This is a genomic window from Propionimicrobium lymphophilum DSM 4903 (assembly GCF_000423485.1).
GTDB classification, from domain to species: Bacteria; Actinomycetota; Actinomycetes; order Propionibacteriales; family Propionibacteriaceae; genus Propionimicrobium; species Propionimicrobium lymphophilum.
The window spans coordinates 1-18,878 of record NZ_AUIB01000005.1 but is presented as its reverse complement, the minus strand read 5'-3'; the positions used below and the strand labels follow the sequence as shown (position 1 = coordinate 18,878).

Sequence of the window (18,878 nt, the reverse complement as noted above, 5' to 3'; positions counted from 1 at the left end):
ATAGCGGATTGGACGGGTATTCTCACCTCTGCACGCCGCGATCAACTTTCCCAGCTTTATAAGCGAGAGGAAGACAATAGTGGAAGATTTCGTCGGCTTCTTTCTTCACGTTGATGTTCGTTGAAGAGGTAAGCCAGAAGTCGAGATGGAGGTTTCCTCTTCGTCGATACGTAATAGGGTGGGCTCAGTCTTCAATATAGGCTGCGGATTCCTGGGAGAGGCCTGTGTACTGTGAAGGGCGATAGCTAGTTCATTGGTAGTGCAGTATTTGATGTAGTCGTACTAGTTGTTTGGGAAGCTCTGGATATAGTGGATTTTCTTGTATTTATTGGAAAATCGCAGGAAATAGAGGGAGAGGCCGAAAAGGGTCTGCTCTTAGCTGGATGCCTTGCGATTTTGGGTAATATTTTATGCGTATTGATGAGTTTTCTTGTTCATGGGGTCGTTAGGCGTTTTCGCGAGGCAAGATCGCTATCTCTAAACCGGCGAGTACGACTTCTGTGATGATTTCAAAGTATTCCTGACTCATGCGGTCTTCGTTTTTCGGGTTGGCTAGCGGAATTAAGTAGCCTTGGATGATGTCAGCGAGCGTTGTGGAGCAGGTAGCTAGGGGCTGAAGTTGGGTAATCATTTGGCCTAGGTCGTGGCGCTGTTCCTGCTTGGTTGGGCTGCGCAAGTTGCGAGCAGTAATGCTCCACAGTATCGTGTTGATGATAATTGAGTATGCGATGTGAATGTACTGGCTAAAACCAGCATCCCGTAGTTTTTCGTAAGCCACCTCCAAGATTGGTATAAACGCGGCGTTCATATGTCCATACATCAGTTTGTCGGTGACTCCGGGGAATTCAAGAAAGACGGGCCTGACATTTTTTGCTAGGGAGATGAACCAATCTTTCCATTCCAGCTGCTCGTCCGGTAGCTCGATGGTGCTAGTGATCTCGCCTATTACAGAAGCGGTAATGGCGTCACGGTTTTGGTAATGGTGGTAGATGACAGAGGGAACTACTCCCAGACGCTGCGCAAGGTCGCGAATCGACCATTTTTCTAGACCGCACTCTCGGGTCAGTTCCATTGCGGTGTACATGATCTTTTCCTGCGTCAGCCAGGCTCGTCTACCCGTGTTTACCCGTTTGTCTTTATTTCCCACGAAAACAGCATACCCTCAACCTCGACAATACTAGAACATTGTTCTAGTATTGTTTCAGCTTGATTGGCTGCTCACTTTGGAAAGGATGTTTTAATGTGCGCCACTAATGAACGAAACCAGAAAGTCGAATCAAGAATAACGGGACTGTTTCCCCTGTTTTTGACGGTGTTACTGGCATATATGGGGCAAATGATTCTTAATCCAATTCTGGCTCCGCTATCGCGCGAAATCGGGCTGAAGGAATGGCACATTGGCGCCACCATTTCGTTAGCAGCCATAATGTTTTCTCTTACCTCCACCAGGTGGGGACGGGTCTCATTGCGATGGGGATCTCGGCGTATCTTGCTTATTGGCATGCTTGCCGGAATCCTGGCTCTAAGCGGATTCGCTATGGTGGTGTGGCTAGGATTTAAGGGTCTGCTCACCGGCATAGCGTTGATCATAGGAGTAGTTATAACTAGGGGCGTGCTGTACGGCGGTGCCATCGCATCAGTTTCCCCAGCCGCGCAAACCTACGTTGTGACTCATACCTACAATGAGACGCAACGGGTAAAAGGTCTGGGAGTCTTGGGCGCTGCACAAGGATTCTCGTCTATTCTTGGAGCCTTATTGGGCGGCAGCCTTGCAGCTATAGGAGGTTTCATGATGCCCTTGCTGGTGATGCCTCTGGTCATGCTTTTTGGCGTTGCCGTTTTGCTGCTAACATTCAAACCCACAGGTGGCGAAGAAAAAGTCGCTCAACCGGCAAAAGTTTCCTATTTTGATTCAAGAGTATTCGTGTTCCTGGCTTGCGGTTTCCTAATGTTTACTGCTTTTTCTACCGTGGCTACACTTTTCGGCTTTTTACTGCAGGATGTTTTGAAGCTAGCGGCCGGCGCAACAGCAGGGCTCACCGCTTTGTGCATGTCAATAATGGGTGTGGTGATGATACTGGCGCAGGCCTTGGTGGCTCCAAGGTTAGACTGGGGTGCTAAAAAACTCTTTAGAAGAGGATTAATAATCGTTCTTCTCGGGTTACTACTCTTGGTTTATCCACTAAATCTTGGACTGTTCATCGTGGCCAGCATCTTGACAGGCTTTGGTCTAGGCCTGGCGATGCCTGGCTACAACACGGCGCCTACTTTGCAAATGAAGCCCGAAGAACAAGGTGGGCTGGCCGGGTTGATTAATGCTAACAATGGTGCAGCCTATGTAGTGGCACCGATAGCCTCCACCGCACTTTACGGACTCTCTCCGTGGCTACCAATGACATGTTGCACAGTCCTGATAGCTGCGGCAATTTTGCTGAGTTTTTACCATCCCGAGTTCCGCAAATAATCTCTTTATGATTAGAAGCAAAAACCATAAAAATTACTGCTAAAGCGGTGTTGACTTCAGCAGAACTATGATGTCTAGTCGCTACGAGATTCAAACAAACTCAAACGTCTCAAAAACCCCATGCAAACACGAGGTCATTCAGCTCAATCGCTTGTAATGGTGTGTATATTCTTCTTGGTAATGACCCTGAAGCTATTGAGAACACGTGGTGCTATATAGGTAAGACAGAAAACTTTGTAGAGAGTTACGCGATCATGATAAAAAACCACAGTGGGAAAAGGTCGTTATTGTCGCTAGCTTGCAACGATCTTTTAATGAGGGACATTGGGGCTATTTAGAAGCCCGTCTGGTTGAAATCGCCAAGAATGCCGAGCGCTGTTCTATGCCAGATAACAAACAAACCCCTCGGGTTAGGAAGCTTTCTGAAGCGCAACGAGCATCAGCCGAGTCCTTCTTAGATAATGTGAAGCTGATTTTGCCGATCCTGGGAGTCAACGTTTTGCGTTCCCCAGAAAATACTGTGCAACCAGATAACGCTCAGATAGCTTCTTCACCTGTTTTCCATCTACATAGACAAAAAGATGGGGTAGACGCCTCGATGCAGCTTATCGATGGCGAGTTTTTCCTCCTCAAGGGATCAATCGTGGTTGCTAGCTGGAAAACCAGCAAAGCCAGAAGCCAATCAACGGTTAACTCCTATACGGCTATCGCTAGTCGTCACCAAAAGCTAGTTAGTGATGGGTCAATACGCATAGAAAATAATCTCGGCGTAGTCACCAGGGATATTGCTTTTACTTCTCCTTCTGCAGCAGCGGCCATAGTGTTAGGTACCTCCGCCAATGGCAGAGCGCGTTGGGTGAATGATGAAGGGCAACAATATGGAGTCTGGGAGGAAAGCAACAACTCCTAGAAAATATCCGGCAAATAATCTGCGATGTCGATTGAATAATGGTGGTAGCCGGTATCATCCTCGGAATCGAGAAATAACCAAAGCTCCCGTCAAAACCTAGCCCCGAGATAAGAATCCGCAGGTAGATGAGATGTCGGTCATCTGCGTCGCGTTACGTTCGGGCACCGGACTCCAGAAGACATAGGCACAAGCAAAACGATTAGGACGAGAATATCTGGTGGCTTTTAGCAATATAAGGTTTGGAGCGTAGTCGGTTTCTAAGACCCGTGGTTTTTCCTTTCTGCTCATGGAAAAATGAATGCATGCGAAGGTGGAAAAGACGCGGCACGTGGGCGCGAGTTGGCGCGCTTTTCGCCTGCTATCTTTTACTGCCTGCTCTTACTAGAGCTGCCATCGGATTAGGCAATGCCTCCGATTTAGGAATGATGGCGTTTATCTTGCTGCTTTTCATAGCGTTTCCACTCGCCACTATTGCGCTAGCCGCCTGGGATGGAATCGCGGAGGGGTTCACTGTTTTATGGATAGTGATGCCGATAGTGTTTTTCATGGTGCCCATGCTGATCTTTTTCAACGAATCCGCGCTGATCTACGGGGTCGCTTATTCACTGCTAGCAGTAATAGCTAACAAGATCGGCAGCTGGTTATATTCAAAACCTCACAGCACCAACATTCCCCGCAAATCATAAATTGCGCTCGACTCTGGGGTATTGCGGTACCTAGTATCGTAGTTACAGTTTTGGGGGTTTAACTCGCTAACGGAGATGAAAAATGCGCCTCTGTGACCCGGCGTTAACGGTGGATCAGTGGTGTTGGTTCTAGGTCAGTAAACTTAGAATGATATTTGCTAGGACGTCAGGTCTGATAAGTACCCTTTTGTGTTAGCGGATTGTGGTTTTGCGTTACCTAGTACCGTGTTCAGGGCACGAGGTTAGAGATTGACCGTGATTTCTTTCCCGGTTCTGAAGACGAACCGGATCTCGTTGGCTCCGATAACGGCGTGGTCGATGAGCGCTGTCCATTGGGATGGCTGGAAGTGCTGGATAGGCTGGTCGGCTAGCTGGATGTAGGCGGTTTTGATCGCGGTGGCTTTGGCCTGTTTGGCTGCGATGTCGGCATCAATGGCTTGTTTGTGCCCTAGCGTTTTCTGGTATTTAGCTTCTAACTGGGTGTATTTGGCGAGGTATTGGTCTTGGTCTTGCGCTACCCGCTGATTTTCTGCAACCAATGCTTCAATCTCGCTGGCAAGAGCACGAATCTTCTTGTCTAATCTCGCAGATTCTGCCTCAAGTTGGTCGGTGTTGAACATGGCCTCGATAACCTCAAGTAGGTGGCTTTGTCCGCGATATTGTTCAGCCAGCTGGTTTAGCGCAGCGAGGAACGCAGTCTGGATTTGCTCGTCACGCAAGGTGGTGGTCTGGCATGGCTGGGCGTGATCGTATTTTTGGTTGCATCGCCAGATGGTGTGTTTGTATTTAGTGTTGGATGCCCAGGTTTTTCGTCCGTACCAGGCACCGCAGTCGGCGCATTTTAGGCGGCTGGCAAACAGCCCGATCTTGGCGGTGTTGGCCGCGTGGCGGGTGGCGAGTTCGTATTGAACCTGGTCCCACACGGCTGGGTCAATGATCGGCTCGTGGTTTCCGGTGACGTAATACTGCGGGACTTCACCTTCGTTTACTTCGATACGTTTGGTTAGAAAGTCAGCGGTGAACGTCTTCTGAAGCAAAGCGTCGCCTTTGTATTTCTCGTTGGACAAGATCGAGCGCACGGTTGAGGTGGACCAGTTGGTTTTACCTCGCGGAGTCAAAATACCGCGACGCTGTAGCTCGGCACGGATTTCGGTGATCGATGAGCCGTCTAGAAACAGCTGATAGATCAAACGCACGGTCGGGGCTTGGGTCTCGTCGATGGCGAGGTTACCGTCAGCGCCTTTCTTGTATCCCAGTAGTGAGGAGTACGGGACCATGACTTTGCCATCAGAGAAGCGCCTGCGGTGCCCCCAAGTGACGTTCTCAGATATGGAGCGGGATTCTTCCTGAGCAAGACTGGACATGATCGTAATGAGCAACTCGCCTTTAGAATCCAAGGTCCAAATGTTTTCTTTCTCGAAATACACCTCTACACCGGCTTCTTTTAGCTGGCGCACGGTGGTCAGCGAGTCGACAGTGTTACGGGCAAAACGCGACACAGACTTGGTGAGGATCAGGTCGATTTTGCCAGCCAACGCGTCGGCGATCATGGACTGGAAACCTTCACGGTGTTTGGTGGAAGTACCGCTAATGCCTTCGTCGGCATACATGCCAGCAAACACCCAATCAGCACGCGATTGGATGTAGGTGGTGTAGTAGTCGATTTGGGTCTGATAGCTGCTAGCTTGTTCTTCCATATCAGTGGACACCCTTGCGTAGGCCGCCACCCGACGCTTGGGGCTAAAACCTGAAAGCGCGCTGTCATGGATGCGTGTCTTGGTTGCTGGTATCGCGGTAATCGTAGCCACTGTTATTCTCCTTCCAGCCGGGCCAGCGCAATGACTGTCTGGCGGTGATTGTCGTGGGTGAGTGTCAGCTGGTCTTTTGTGACGGTGATACAAGATAGGCGGGACATGATTTCTTCCTCATCCCACTTAGCCAGCGCGAGAATCTTGATGACTGCTTGTTTAAGGTGGGTTTCTTTGAGGTCTGGCCCGCAAGTATTACCTTTCCCGAGGCAGGCTCCCCAGCAACGCCAAATCTTGTAAGCACCAGCCTTTCGGTAGCGGGTTTTACGCTGATAATTCCTGCCACACGACGCACACTTGATCCTGGAAGTAAAACAGCCCGTGGTAAGCGACGGCGTGGCAGCAAGACCAAGCCTGCGGCGACGCGCTAACTCTGCTTGCACTTGCTGAAAGGTTTCCATATCGATAATGGCCGGGTGGCTGTCTTCAACCCAGTAGCGCTCCAACTCGCCAGTGTTCTTTACTTCCCGTTTGGCGCCGATAGCGGGGATGAAGGTTTTCTGTAGCATCTGGTTTCCGGTATAGCGCTCGTTTTCAAGGATGCGGCGAGCAAGATTCGGCTCCAGAGGCTTACCTGTTAGAGAACGGAACCCTTCAGCATTGAGTTGGTCCACGATTTTCTCAGGTGACGTCCCTGCTAGGAAGCCGGTATATATGCGCCGGATGGCTTCGGCCTCACGCTCGTGGATATGGAAGCGTTGTCCGTCCCAGCGGTAGCCGTAGAGCACGAATGAGTTCGTTTTGCCTTGTTTGAAGCCTTGCCTGATAGCCCACTTCACATTCGCTGACAGTGAGGCGGATTCTTCTTGGGCAAACGAGACCAGCAGCGTCAACAACAGCTCACCATCAGCAGTGGCAGTGTCAATGTTTTCACGCTCAAAACGGATAGAAACATCTAGGTTTTTGAGTTCACGCACGATGCGCAAAAGGTCGAGCGTATTGCGGGCGAGTCTGGAGATCGACTTACACAACACAATATCCACCCCGCCTTCTCGGGCGAGGTTCATCAAATCTGCTAGGCCTTGTCGGCCGCCGGTCGTAGTGCCGGTAATACCCTCGTCGGTGAACACGCCGGCGTAGGTCCAGCCGGGAGTTGATTGGATGAGCCGCGAATAATAAGACACCTGGGTAGCGATAGAGGACAGTTGCCGCTGGCTAGCTGTAGATACCCGAGCGTATGCCGCGACATTCACGAGCTTCACTCTGACCGGCCTTACCGGTGTTACCTGCTCGATCTTCGCCACTGTCCCTCCTCACTTCTAAGCTGACTAGTGCTTGTGTCTATACACGCTCTAAACGCGCCATTTATCCAGTCAAAACCGATAATTTTCGCCGCTGATAAACCGGCCTGCACATCTCCGCCAACCGGGTGTAGAAAGCCTCGTGCTCGCTAGCAGTAATCACCCCGCTCGCCGCAAGGGCGGCAAGCATGTCGACATCTTGGATAAACCCGAGCTCACGAGCAAATACCGCGCCGTCTGCCAACTGATCAACAAAAGCAGCGGGCGGGGTCATTTGCGTCCGCCTCTGGTGCCAAAACGTGAACGTACATAGCAAGCGTGCGAGCAATACTGCTGGCCCGGCTTATCGAGCGCGTTGAAGGTTTGTCCGCAGGCTTGGCAGGTTTTCGGACGGTGTAGGCCTGCCCTCCAGGATTGATGCCGACACGCGCTACTACAGAATCTCGCACGAGGATCAACACTCGTTAGTTCTCGTCCACACCATTCGCACACCCGCTCCTGAGTCTCACCCTCAGCCGACAGGTTGTGTTTGGTGCAGTAGGCGCGCACCTGGTCGCGAGATATGCCACAGAAGTCTGCGATCTTCTTATACCCCCACCCGTTGGCGCGCAGATTGGTGATGCGTAATCGGTCTAGTTGGTTCAAAGAAACTCACCATCCTCTCAACCAACTGCCGACCAGCCCACATTTGTTAAATCCAAGCTGGCCATAAAACAAAAAAGGCCCCGCCACCACCTCCCAAACAGGGAGACGGCAGCGGGGCCAAAGAGAAAAACGTGCAGATGCTGTTAGCTGAGTTTCTGGTTTACACGGCGTTGAACAGCGTCATAAAGATTTCCGAGTCTGCGACGGCGCTCGTCGCCGTTGCCGTATTCGCCACGGATCACTGCGTCAGCCAGAGCATCAATATTCGGGCCAAAGCTAGATCCTGCACCTAGCTTTTCATTCACCCTGCGCTGGACAGCGTCATATAAACCACCGAGGCGAGCACGGCGGGTATCCCCGTTACCATATTCACCTCGAATCACTGCATCAGCCAATGCGTCAAGGTTCGGTGCAGTAGTTGCAGGAGTTGGTGTCGCTACGGGCTTGTTTCCGGTCATTTGGTCATACCAGTACCCAGCTCGTGCCATGTACTCAGCTCGCTGGTTGCCTGCGATGGATGCTGGGCATTCGGTCGGGCTGAAGTGGTTGTGTCCGTAGACGTTTCGTCCCCATTCGGGTCGCCCGAGCTTGTAGTAGACGCAGAGTGCTGCGACCAAGTGTGCACCGTTTTCTAAACACACGTCTGATATCCGCCACGGGCTATTGGAGGCGTCTGCGTGTTCGATGCCAATGCTGGTGAGGTTGGCGTCCCAATTGCCAGCGTGCCAGGCAGTATCACCATCCCACACGAGCTGCCCAATAATGCCGGTACTTTCTACCTGGTAGTGTGCGCTGGCTTGGCGGGTTTGCCAGGTGTCGAAGCAGCCACGCACAGAGAGGTTTCCGGCGTTGTGGTGCAAGATGATCTTGTCGATCTGGCGGCCTTGGCGGCCTTTCGAGTAGTGCTTGTCGAGTAGCAGGTTGATGTCAGCATCTAAGGTGTTCCAATTCTTCATAAGGGGGTTCCTCCAGTTTTCTGTTGTTTATGGAATCGTGTAAATGATGAGTGCCAGCAGGTAGATCAGCGGGGCCAACATCCAAGAGAGGATGAGACCAAGTAGCAGCCACACCCCAGCAATAAAAAGCGCTAATACACAGATAAGAATGAGCGCTTTGACGAATGCAGTCAGCCGGGGTTTCACTACTGCTCCAGCTCGTCTGGTTCGGCACGACGCGGCTGGTAATTTGGCTTGGTGGTGTCGGTGCGGGGTGTGGGTACCGGATAGTTCACGCCAGTCCCACTACCTGCCGGATCAGTAGACTTACTGCCAGCAACACCAGTAGTTTTTTCCTCTGGCTGAGTCTCGCCGCGTTGTTTGATTACATCCAAAGCCTGGCGCAAACCGCCCGGGATCGGCAGGCCCAGTAGCCCTGCGTTTTCGAGGATGGAGATGCCCTCGTTGGATAGGTAGAAGAAGATGGTGGCGGTGCGTAGCACTCCGGGTGTGCCAAGAACATGGACATCGAGCAGGTGGGCGAGTCCGATGAGGGCGAAGATTAGGATTTTGCGGGCGATACCGCGAAACCCTACCGAGCTGGATAGTTTGTGGGCGTTGATCGCGGCGAGCATGCCGGTTAGATAGTCGATAACAGTGAATGCGACTATCGCGTATAGCAGGGAGTCAGTTCCACCGAGGAATGCTCCTATCCAAGCACCTATAGCGGTGATGACGCCTTGGATAGTGACCCAGATAGATTTAATGGACATGTCGAGTGGTTCCTTTCAAAAGACAAAGAAAAACGCCCGACACAGGGTGTAGGGCGCATAAAAAATACCCACCAAAACTGGCAGGCGTAAGTAGCTGGAGACTATAACCTTTGAGGTTATAGGTCCGGCAGGTTGGGGTTGGTAAGCACTTCTAAAATCGGCATTCTTAGATCGAGGTGTGCTTCACGCGGGCGAGCCGCCTCATCTGATTTCTCGTTGGTAGGTTGTGCTGGTGGTGCTGGTGTGGGATCAGAGGGAATAGAAATAATCGGTTCTTCACTCATCGTCAGTCTCCTTGGCTAGTGCGTCAGCGACGGCGTCGTAAAGCACGTCGAAGGCCTCCGCCGCTGCTCCCGATAGTTCACCGTCATAGCCATCAAGCAGAGTTTTAATATCGGCTAGGTGACGGCCGTATGTGGGCCCGGAAACCTCGGCAGCACTATCGAATAATTCCTGGCGTAGGGCAAAAAATTCTTGCGCCTTTTCCGGGGTTGCGAGACTGAATGTTCCATCGGTATTGATGATGGGCTTGCCAGCATCGTCGAGGGTTGCGTATTGGCTGATTAGTTCGTATTCGTCGACCCCGAAGCGCGTAGATGCTTCACGTACCAAATGCAGTAGTTTGGTGCGCGCACGTGAGGCGGCTGGCTTCAGCGACATGCCAGCCAGCAGTTCGGTGACCGCGGCGAGCTGATCATTGGGAAGAAGAATTTTCATGTTGGTTTCCTTTCATGCGAGATTGGTGGACATTTTCTGGTAGCCGGTGTTGTCGAAATAAGTCCAAGAGATGGAGCCATCAGCGCGGGAGGTGATTTTAGAAATCCAGCCTTGGTTCAATAGCCCAAGTATTCCGTTAACGCGGTTCATCAAATCCCCAACCCGGTCGAATAATCTCGTCATGTTGTAGAACGAGCCGTTGGTAACAACCATGACGTCGTAGGTATGAAACACAACCTTCGACAAAGCGGTTGGCCCCACCCAGCCCGGATGCGTACCACGCCCCTGCAAAGACACGTCCTGCAAGGTGACATAGCGGTTTCCATTGGTGTAGAACTTGTAACCGTTTGTGCGCAGATCAGAACCTAAATGGATGCCGGCTGAACCGTAGAACTTGCCTTTAGGATCCAGCGTCAAGCACGTGTAGAAGGTACCGTTCGCTTGTGTTTGGTATGTCCATGCCACGTAGTCGCCTTGGTTGGCTAGTGACATAGAGATGCCTTGAATGTTTTCGTTGTTCTTTTTGCCACCACGCGACAGCTCACCGACGTAACGCTCGCCATACCAAAACTGCATACCCCGAGAACTAATTGTTCCCTCCAACCGGGAACCGTTATACCAAGAGATTTGAGTGGGGCTGATGCGAATATTCTGATTCCACCCCGCCAATCCAACCTGGATCGCGTTAGCCGCGAGTTTATCGGCGCTAATAGAGCCTGCCTGAATCCTGGCAGCGTTCAAATACCCAGTGGTGATCTTGCTGGCATCTATGTAAGCAATCTTCGCCGAGGTTATAGCCGCATCACGGATCATCACTGTTTGGATAAACCCATTGCTGATGGTCAACTTGTCGGAGGTGATGGAGCCTGCGGCGATCCTGGCTGCTGCTAGGGTGCCGGTGGTTATTTTATCTGCGGACAGCTGAGAGATTTTAGCGTTTGTGATCGCCGCATCGGCAATCATCGCCGTGCCGATAATTCCGTTGTCGATAGTGGTCTGCCCAGTGATATGCACCCGTTTGCCGTCGATGAGGATGGTTTCAGGTGAAATGTTGATTTGGTTGATGACATCGCCTTTAGTCACACGCAGGTTGATGTTGTTGCTCATCATGGCGATAGATCCCCACACGTTTTGCAGGTTATCGCTCAGCGTAATCTTCAAACCCTCAACGCCCTCACTAGCCTGGCTAGCAGTCTTGACCGCCTGGTCGGCTTGTTTGCGCGCCGCCGCAACATCACTGGCTGCTTTCGCTACGCTAGCTTGGGCTTGCCCAGCCAAATCGCCAGCTTGTTTAGCGGCTTGTTTAGCTTGGGCAACCTCGGTTTTTGCTTGCTCTAACTCAGCACTCACCAGCGCGTGGTTAAGGTCGGTGGCAAGACTGACCCATCCGGGCTGACCAGTATCGGTGGCCTTATAGATCCAGATTCCTACTTGCTCACCATTGTCTTTAAACCACACATCGCCCAGCCTGGCTGATACCGGTTGGGTGGTGCCATAGTGGTTGGTGTTCTTCCCATCAGCTGACGCCAGCGCCACACCTGCCACCTGGCTAGCTTCAGCAGCCTCAGTGCGAGCGGTATTAATAGCGTGGGTGATGTCGGTGAACTTACCCGCCACGCTGCCCAGCTCAATGCTGATGTATTCGCCAGCCAGCGGATTGTAATCGTAGGCAACGACCCTGGCGGTGAGTGCCACGTTGAGGTCATCATGGCGGACGGTTACTGTGTCGCCTAGGGTCACGGTTTCTAGGTCACGAAAACCCTCATATTCGCGAGTGCTAGCCAGATCGACGAATGACACCTTGTATGAGCACGCCGGCTGATCGACATGACAACTAGAGAACTCTGCTTTAGCTAGTTCACGCAATCTCGCGTGAGCTTGCTCTAGGGGCAGTTCGTCCTCACGTGGCTTGTCTGGGTCTTTGATGGCTTTGACCTGCCCATAACGGATGACCTTGATACGCGGCGCAACATAATCACCTATGCGCGGAGAATCCACGTACAGTTCAGGCAACAGCAGCCCGTCGTAACCAACCGGCAAAATCCGGGTAACTATGGTGGTGTATTCCAGGCTCGATTCATATCCGCACAGGTTTTTACGATCTCTGATCACCACGCCGTTATCGTTGCCGCGCCTGGGCGCGTGGTGGATATGCCAGTTATCGAAGGCTAGTTCACCACCCCACCTAGAGACGAAGGAGTTGTCGGCTTTGGAGTCTAGGATCGCGGCGGCTAGCGGTTGGCGCACGATTCGAGCTGAAGCTCGCGACACATTATCGGAGCTAGTGGCGGTAAAGCCGTGTGTGTTGTTGGCGGCATTGAGTAAGTGCTTGAGTGCATCAGCGGCGGTTTTGTTGACCACGTAGGTGTCGGCGATCAGGTTTGCTGCTAGGTCATAAAATACGTGATGAGCTGTCACCTCGAGCATTCCACCGAGCGTGGTGACCACCTCAGTAATGCGGAAACCCTGACGATCCTCCACGCCAGCTACGGGTGCTGCGACGATGTTCTCAAGACGCAGGTGCTTGGCTGCTGAACCATCAGCTGGGTAACTAAACGACAACATGAAGTGGCTGCCTAGTTCCTCGCTCACGACCGGGTCAATGATCTCGCGGTCGAGAACAGCCAAACCATTAGTGGTGAAGGTTTTAGCAACACGGTTGTGAACCGAAATCATAGGTTTTACTCCTTACTAGAGGGTGCGCCAGTTCCCAGTAACCGCTACCTTCGCTAGGCCCGCACCGAGTTCTATGTGATTCTCACCGATGGCAAGCTGCGGAAAAGACCCGCTTAAAGCATCGGTTTGGGTTTTTCCGCACACGTGAGTGATCATGCGAGCCGAATCGAGCGTGATCTGATCTACTGGTGAGGAGACTTTGTAGCGCTGTCCATTGATCGTCAGCACCAGCTGCCCAGTGCCGAACAAGGTTATTTCTGGATCGGATGGCAGCAGGCCAGGGTTGATGATCGTTGCCGTGCTGGTGAGGGTGATCGGTTTTAGCCCTGTGGCGAGATAGGTGAACGGCTGGCAGGTGAGGTTGGCTTGGAACATGCCCCAGCCAGCCATCTCCTGGGCAAGCGGCGAAACCTCTACATGTTTTATGTATCGGAATAGACCAGGCTCACCACTAAACGAGATCGTTGAAGCCTCCATCAAGGCAAGGCATGCTTGCCGATAAGCTTCCACGCCTCCATGCACAGCTAACGGCAGGCTGATTTCCGTGTCTTTCCAGCCGGTGAACCAGGTTAAAGAACCTGCTCTGCCACTCACTTCTATATCGTCTACCCGCCGTGCAGCAGCTGGAATCTCAACTGGAGCAGTGAACCGCAAACCAAGATCCCGAGAGGAGGTTTCGTGGTCGAGAGTAAACCTATACATCGCTTTACACTCCTGCCGTGATTAGGTTACTGCGCCTTGATAGTCGTGAGAGTTGAGTGTCGATGCGGGGTGCGAGTTTGCCTACCAGTGTTCCGTCATTGAGCACGACTTGGACATCCAGGCTGCTTAGAATTCTGCGGGCAGCTGTATCCACGACCGATTCGACGTCTACCGGCTGGCGGTCTTTCAGCGTTGCAGCAACGTCAGCTCGAAGCGCGGTGGCGGGTTCGAGATTAATACTCGGTAGCGACAAATCCGCGTCACTGATACTGACGGGCACGTCAACGCCTTCTGCCAGTGCGTCCATGGCGCTCAACGTGTCGGCGGCCATGTCTGCGGCTGCATCAGCTGCCTTGTACCCCTCGGATGTGATCGCTCCGGCGAGGCCTGCTACGAGCATGTCACCAACCCACGCCATTTGTTTGGAAGGACTGTGGATACCAAAGAACCCGAGAATCCCATCCCAAATTGAAGATACCCAGCCAGATACCTTGTTCCACAACCAACCCGCCAGTGATTGGATGCCCTGCCACAAACCAGAAACCAGGGACGCACCAGCTGAGATCATCTGACCAACCCCACCCAACACCGCGCTAACGATACCGCTAATAATTTGCGGGATAGCCGAAACAATCGTGCCAATAATTTGCGGTAGCGCACCAATAAGCGCCGTCAGTAGCTGGATGCCAGCTTGCACTAACTGCGGTATGGCTCCACCGATAGCCGAGACCACTGCAGAAATAATCTGCGGCAGTGCGTTGACTATCGTTGTAATGATTTGTGGCAATGCACCAATCAAAGCCACAAACAACTGGACACCAGATTGAATCAACTGTGGAATCGCACCCAACACACCGTTAATTACCGCCGTAATAATCTGTGGCAAAGCCGCAACAATTGCAGTAATAATCTCAGGCAGAGCGCTCACTAAAGAGGTGAGTAGTTGGATGCCGGTTTGAATGATCTGCGGAATAGCACTTATCAGGAAATCCACCAGCCCCTGAATAATCTGCGGCAAAGCCTCAACAAGCACCGGGATAGCCGCAATCAAACCCTGGGCAAGACCAATAATTAACTGCAGGGCTGCATCCAAAATAAGTGGCAAATTATCGATGAGCCCCTGGATCATGGTCATCAGCATTTCTACCGCCGCCGGGATCAGCTCCGGTAGAGCCTCGCCGATACCAGCAACCAAGGTGGCGATAATCTGAACCGCTGCCTCCAACAGGCTCGGAAGTGCCTCAATAATCGCTTCCACCAATGCCACAATCAACGTCACGGCAGTCTCTGCCAAGGAAGGCAGAACAGCAATAATGCCTTCAAGGAGACTGGTCAGGATTGTCATGCCGGTTTCGACAACTTGTGGGAGTTGCTCAGCAATGAACGCCAGCGCCTCCTGCAAGATTTGCCCGAAGGTATCAATCAGTGCTGGTGCCCCGCCGGTTTCGAAGGCTTCGGTGAGTTCATCGACCCAACCATTAACCATCGGCATCACCGTGCCAGCCAAAGCCGTGGTCAAACCTCCAGCCAATAAGCCTTTAAGGTTATCGACCCCGTCTTTTAGCGTAGCTAGTTGGCCAGAGAAGGTTTTGGATTGGGCATCCATCGCCCCATAAAACCGGCCGCCCTCACTTGTGGCACTAGCAAACGCATCCGCAACCATATCCGCACTGATCGCGCCCTTAGCCATTTCTTCTTTGAGCTCACCGATACTTTTACCGGTCTTACGGGAAATCTCCTCTAAAGGGTTGAACCCCGCGTTAATCATCTGGTTCAAATCCTGACCCGTCAGCTTGCCAGTAGAGCTCATTTGAGCAAACGCCAACGTGAGGGATTCGAACTTTCCAGCATCCCCCTGGCTGATATCACCTAACTGTTTGAGGCGTACCTGGGATTCTTCAGCGCTCATGCCGAACCCCATCAACGTTTGGGTGGCCTTGGCTAGATCCTCCATCCCAAACGGAGTACGGGCGGCTTCCAACTTGAGGTTATTAACCAGTTTCTGAGCCTTGGCTTGATCACCCAGCATCGTGGTAAACGAGGTGGTGTATTGCTCCATCCGGGCGTTATAGTCCAAACCATCCTTCATCGCTGAGCCAAAGCCTTTAGCGATACCCGCGATGGCGTGCCCGATAGCCTTAACCCCACCAACAACAGCTTCCGCTGCCAGGCTGGCTTTAAGCACGTCACCAAAAATGCGGGTCTTCGAACTGGTACCGTCCATCTGAGAGCCCAGCTCATCTACAGCATTTTCTAGGTGTCCGGTGTCCTTAGCGGCAGTTTTCGCATCATCACCCGCACCGTCAGCCTCATCGGCAAACTTGGAAAGAGCAGAATTATTCTCTTTAAGCTCACCCTCAAGACCATTCAAAGTCGCCTGAGCGTTATTGAGCTGAATCTGCCAATTCTTCGTCCGAGAATCATTTTCCCCAAAACTGGTAGCAGAGTTATCAAGAGCACTCTTAAGGGTCTGGATCTTGGATTTTTGTGCCTCAATCTCTTTGCCCAAAACCTGGTTACGAGAAGTCAACGCTGAAGCAGACTTATCGTTCTTATCGAACTGAGAAGCGACCAACTTCATCTCGGATCCCAAAACCCGCATTTCACGGTTGATGTCGGTGATCGCGCGTTTAAACTCCCGCTCACCCTCCAAACCAATCTTGAGACCAAAAGACGAGTCGGCCATGAGAGGTGTTTCCCTTCTTGACTCATGTAGCTTTTAGGCTACACTTAGGTGTGTGGAGATTATTTCCAGTAGCTTGTTTGACGCTTGGTTAGGTGAGCTGAAAGACAAACATGCTCAGCGGCGCATTTTGCATGCAATAGCCCGATGCGAAGCACACGGAACAATGGTTGGAGACATCAAACCCGTTGGCGAGAAAGTTAACGAGATGAGATTTCATTTCGGGCCCGGCTACCGGGTGTACTACACCCAACTAGGTGCAGTAACGGTTTTCCTGCTGGCCGGAGGAGATAAATCCAGCCAGGCTAAAGACATTCGAACCGCTCAAAAGCTCGCACAACAGGTAAGGAAGGAACAGTCATGAAGGAAGTAACATTTTCAGCGTTCGACGCAAGCAAATATCTCGATAGCCAAGAAGCAATGAACGATTACCTAGCTATCGCACTCGAAGACGGCGATACGAAAACCGTACAGGTGGTTTTGCGTGACATTGCAAGGGCACACGGCATGAGCCAGCTAGCTAAAGAAACTCAACTCAACCGTGAATCCCTCTACAAGTCACTATCAAAAGACGGCAACCCGTCCTTTGCGGCTATCACGAAAATCATGAAAGCCCTAGGACTCAAAATAACTCTCGCTACACAAAATGCCTAGATACCTGCTGGAATCACATCATCAATAAACCAAACACGCCTCTGCTCAGCGCGGCCGGTCTCGATGCGCCAGCAGTCCACGAGGTCGAGTAATTCACCAAACACGCACAGCTCAACCTCGACGCGACTCAGGTTTAGGTGGGCTAAACCGATATAGATAAGCCTGGTGAAGGCTGCCTCGTCGCTATCTAGGACTCGTCCTTGACATGGTCTTTTGGGGCCGGTGCTTCGGTGGCGATAGCTCGTCTTGTTCCTCTTTGTAGTGCTTCGCTGATTGCTGCCCGGTAGTCGGTCAGATCAGCTGGAACTGTGAGCAGTTCCACTGCATCCTCAGTTAGTTCAGTGTGTTGATCGTCTGGATGTGTGAGGTTGTGAATCTGCACTGACTGGTTAGCCAGAAGGGTGATGAGCCAGATTACCTCACCCAAGGATTTGCCTACGTCCTCGGAGGTTTCCAGAGCATCACCTAGATGTTCGAGACCGCCATATCGCTTGGCGATCAAACGAGTAGCACGCGTCGTTAAGACCAGTTCGTATTCTTGCCCGCCGATACTAATGACCGCACTACGAGACGAATCAACACTTGCAACTACAGTTTTCTTTCCCATGATCACTGTCTCCCTTTTTCTTTTAGTGGCTGGCGGCACGACTTGGATTGGTGGCTGCGGCGGGTTCGTAAACGCGGCTGTACCAGCTGGTAATGGTTTCAGCTTTCACGCCGGTGGCTCCTTCGGTGACTTCGGCTTTCCACGGGTGCTTGCCGGTAGCGTCTGGTTTGTTGCGGCGCAGGATCGTGCCCTCAATAGAAGGCGTAGAAAACGTGATCGAGTCTGCCTTGGTCGCCAAGGTCGTGGTCGGTAAAGCAAACTTCACTCGGTAGAGCCAAAAATACTGGTACTTCCCGTTAGAGCGTGTAGCTCTAAAACCGATAGCCACGGGTGCGCCACCATCCTCAGAAGTGCTGATAAGTACCCCGTTCGCGTCCAGTCTCGCACCAGTTAAGGCAGCTGCAGCCTCAGCCCCGAGATCATCAACCCCAAGAGTGAGTGTTCCAGATTTGAATTCCTTGACAATCTCGGATGCCCCGTCATCGGCATACAAAATTGCCTCAGCCACCTCCACAGACAATTCTGCAGATATTGCTTTAGCGAGCGGTTTAGGAACGGCATAAGTTTCCTCACCGCTAGTGGGATCTTCGCTAATGCTCGCGTAGTAGAGCTTGTCTAAACCAATAGTTGCCATGATGTTTCTCCTTTTGGGTAGTAATTTTCGTTAGATGTCATCGAGAGATAGAATTGGGGCATGAGGGAGAAAACGCGATGCTTGACCTATGCGGTGTTCGGGATTTATCTGCTCTTGTTGTTGTGGATGGTGCTGTTCAAATTCGCCACCAGCGTTGACGACATACTGAGCATGCGGCATGCGCGCTACTTAAATCTGATCCCATTTACAGATTCTGCGAATCTTTACGGGTCGAACTTCTTTGATGAGATCGTGGTCAACTTCCTTATTTTCATCCCGTTTGGCTTGTACATGAGGATGTTGTTGAAACGGCGCTCATGGTTAATTCAATTGCTCCCACCGTTTTTAGCAAGTGTGGCATTCGAGGTCGTTCAGTACGTTTTCGCTATTGGGATCAGCGATATCACCGATGTCATAATGAACACTGCTGGAGCCGCTACTGGCTTAGTAGTTTTTGCTCTGCTAGCCAGATTCTGGCCTGAAAAGAGCGAAAAAGTCATTAACGTCATCGGGTTAGTCCTGGAGATCTTGTTCATCGGATTTTTGGCTTTCCTGATCATTGCAAACTCTTAAGGACAGGCTCTAAAACTCGAAACATCGATGGAATAGTGGTGAAAACCGGTATCCGCCTCGTATCCGATATAGCGGCGGGCGGTCACCGTCAGCCCTGCATCAATTAGGGCTCGGGTGAGCTGGTTACGCAGCCCCAGGTAGTTGGTCTTCGTGAACAGTGCGATGCGGAC

General features: G+C 51.8%; 20 protein-coding genes. 6 read left to right on the top strand and 14 right to left on the bottom strand.

Going from position 1 to position 18,878, the window contains the following annotated elements; translation table 11 throughout:
* Nucleotides 1–445: 445 nt before the first annotated feature.
* Nucleotides 446–1,147: a TetR/AcrR family transcriptional regulator gene (locus G556_RS0103515; RefSeq protein WP_028821779.1), complete on the bottom strand. Its 702-nt coding sequence runs from the start codon at nt 1,145–1,147 to the stop codon at nt 446–448.
* A gap of 93 nt (nt 1,148–1,240) precedes the next feature.
* On the opposite strand from G556_RS0103515, the gene G556_RS0103510 reads away from it, so the two are divergent.
* From G556_RS0103510 to G556_RS0103500, 3 genes are all read left to right on the top strand, one after another.
* The gene (locus tag G556_RS0103510; protein WP_028821778.1) at nt 1,241–2,464 is read left to right on the top strand and encodes an MFS transporter; all 1,224 of its coding nucleotides are present in this window, start codon (nt 1,241–1,243) and stop codon (nt 2,462–2,464) included.
* A gap of 298 nt (nt 2,465–2,762) precedes the next feature.
* Nucleotides 2,763–3,374, top strand: coding sequence for a DUF4357 domain-containing protein (locus tag G556_RS10095; protein ID WP_155941732.1), 612 nt, complete (start codon nt 2,763–2,765; stop codon nt 3,372–3,374).
* Nucleotides 3,375–3,676: 302 nt separating this feature from the next.
* The gene (locus G556_RS0103500) at nt 3,677–4,060 is read left to right on the top strand and encodes a hypothetical protein (RefSeq protein ID WP_028821777.1); all 384 of its coding nucleotides are present in this window, start codon (nt 3,677–3,679) and stop codon (nt 4,058–4,060) included.
* Nucleotides 4,061–4,302: 242 nt separating this feature from the next.
* Here G556_RS0103500 and G556_RS0103495 read toward each other — a convergent pair whose 3' ends face one another.
* From G556_RS0103495 to G556_RS0103450, 11 genes are all read right to left on the bottom strand, one after another.
* On the bottom strand, nt 4,303–5,868 hold the full coding sequence (locus tag G556_RS0103495; protein ID WP_028821776.1) for a recombinase family protein: 1,566 nt from the start codon (nt 5,866–5,868) through the stop codon (nt 4,303–4,305).
* Between the two features lie 2 nt (nt 5,869–5,870).
* Entirely contained in the window at nt 5,871–7,112 is a 1,242-nt protein-coding gene (locus tag G556_RS0103490) for a recombinase family protein (protein ID WP_028821775.1), read from the bottom strand.
* A 61-nt stretch (nt 7,113–7,173) separates the two neighbouring features.
* Nucleotides 7,174–7,383 (bottom strand): hypothetical protein, encoded by a 210-nt coding sequence (locus tag G556_RS0103485; protein ID WP_028821774.1) that lies wholly within the window; start codon nt 7,381–7,383, stop codon nt 7,174–7,176.
* A complete protein-coding gene (locus G556_RS11835) occupies nt 7,380–7,754 on the bottom strand; it encodes a helix-turn-helix domain-containing protein (RefSeq protein ID WP_420806056.1) in 375 nt (124 codons plus the stop codon). The genes G556_RS0103485 and G556_RS11835 overlap by 4 nt, the downstream gene beginning before the upstream one ends.
* 143 nt (nt 7,755–7,897) lie before the next feature.
* On the bottom strand, nt 7,898–8,710 hold the full coding sequence (locus G556_RS0103480; RefSeq protein WP_028821773.1) for an N-acetylmuramoyl-L-alanine amidase: 813 nt from the start codon (nt 8,708–8,710) through the stop codon (nt 7,898–7,900).
* Between the two features lie 185 nt (nt 8,711–8,895).
* On the bottom strand, nt 8,896–9,462 hold the full coding sequence (locus tag G556_RS0103470) for a phage holin family protein (RefSeq protein WP_028821772.1): 567 nt from the start codon (nt 9,460–9,462) through the stop codon (nt 8,896–8,898).
* 116 nt (nt 9,463–9,578) lie between these two features.
* Nucleotides 9,579–9,746: a hypothetical protein gene (locus G556_RS11545; protein WP_169337624.1), complete on the bottom strand. Its 168-nt coding sequence runs from the start codon at nt 9,744–9,746 to the stop codon at nt 9,579–9,581.
* A complete protein-coding gene (locus G556_RS0103465) occupies nt 9,739–10,179 on the bottom strand; it encodes a DUF1617 family protein (protein WP_028821771.1) in 441 nt (146 codons plus the stop codon). Before G556_RS0103465 ends, G556_RS11545 begins: the two co-directional genes overlap by 8 nt.
* A gap of 12 nt (nt 10,180–10,191) precedes the next feature.
* Nucleotides 10,192–12,855 (bottom strand): phage tail spike protein, encoded by a 2,664-nt coding sequence (locus G556_RS0103460; RefSeq protein WP_028821770.1) that lies wholly within the window; start codon nt 12,853–12,855, stop codon nt 10,192–10,194.
* Between the two features lie 15 nt (nt 12,856–12,870).
* Nucleotides 12,871–13,449, bottom strand: coding sequence for a hypothetical protein (locus tag G556_RS0103455; protein WP_233418172.1), 579 nt, complete (start codon nt 13,447–13,449; stop codon nt 12,871–12,873).
* Nucleotides 13,450–13,561: 112 nt separating this feature from the next.
* The gene (locus G556_RS0103450; protein ID WP_028821768.1) at nt 13,562–16,243 is read right to left on the bottom strand and encodes a tape measure protein; all 2,682 of its coding nucleotides are present in this window, start codon (nt 16,241–16,243) and stop codon (nt 13,562–13,564) included.
* Nucleotides 16,244–16,295: 52 nt separating this feature from the next.
* Here G556_RS0103450 and G556_RS0103445 point away from each other — a divergent pair, with 52 nt between their 5' ends.
* Nucleotides 16,296–16,604, top strand: coding sequence for a type II toxin-antitoxin system RelE/ParE family toxin (locus tag G556_RS0103445; RefSeq protein ID WP_013189226.1), 309 nt, complete (start codon nt 16,296–16,298; stop codon nt 16,602–16,604).
* Complete coding sequence (locus G556_RS0103440) at nt 16,601–16,894, top strand: addiction module antidote protein (RefSeq protein WP_004009166.1); 294 nt, start codon at nt 16,601–16,603, stop codon at nt 16,892–16,894. Before G556_RS0103445 ends, G556_RS0103440 begins: the two co-directional genes overlap by 4 nt.
* Nucleotides 16,895–17,081: 187 nt before the next feature.
* Here G556_RS0103440 and G556_RS0103435 read toward each other — a convergent pair whose 3' ends face one another.
* Together G556_RS0103435 and G556_RS0103430 are read right to left on the bottom strand one after the other, a co-directional pair.
* Entirely contained in the window at nt 17,082–17,501 is a 420-nt protein-coding gene (locus G556_RS0103435; protein WP_004009167.1) for a hypothetical protein, read from the bottom strand.
* 22 nt (nt 17,502–17,523) lie between these two features.
* Nucleotides 17,524–18,135 (bottom strand): major tail protein, encoded by a 612-nt coding sequence (locus G556_RS0103430; protein WP_028821767.1) that lies wholly within the window; start codon nt 18,133–18,135, stop codon nt 17,524–17,526.
* A gap of 60 nt (nt 18,136–18,195) precedes the next feature.
* Here G556_RS0103430 and G556_RS0103425 point away from each other — a divergent pair, with 60 nt between their 5' ends.
* Complete coding sequence (locus G556_RS0103425; RefSeq protein WP_028821766.1) at nt 18,196–18,708, top strand: VanZ family protein; 513 nt, start codon at nt 18,196–18,198, stop codon at nt 18,706–18,708.
* The last annotated feature ends 170 nt before the right edge of the window (nt 18,709–18,878 follow it).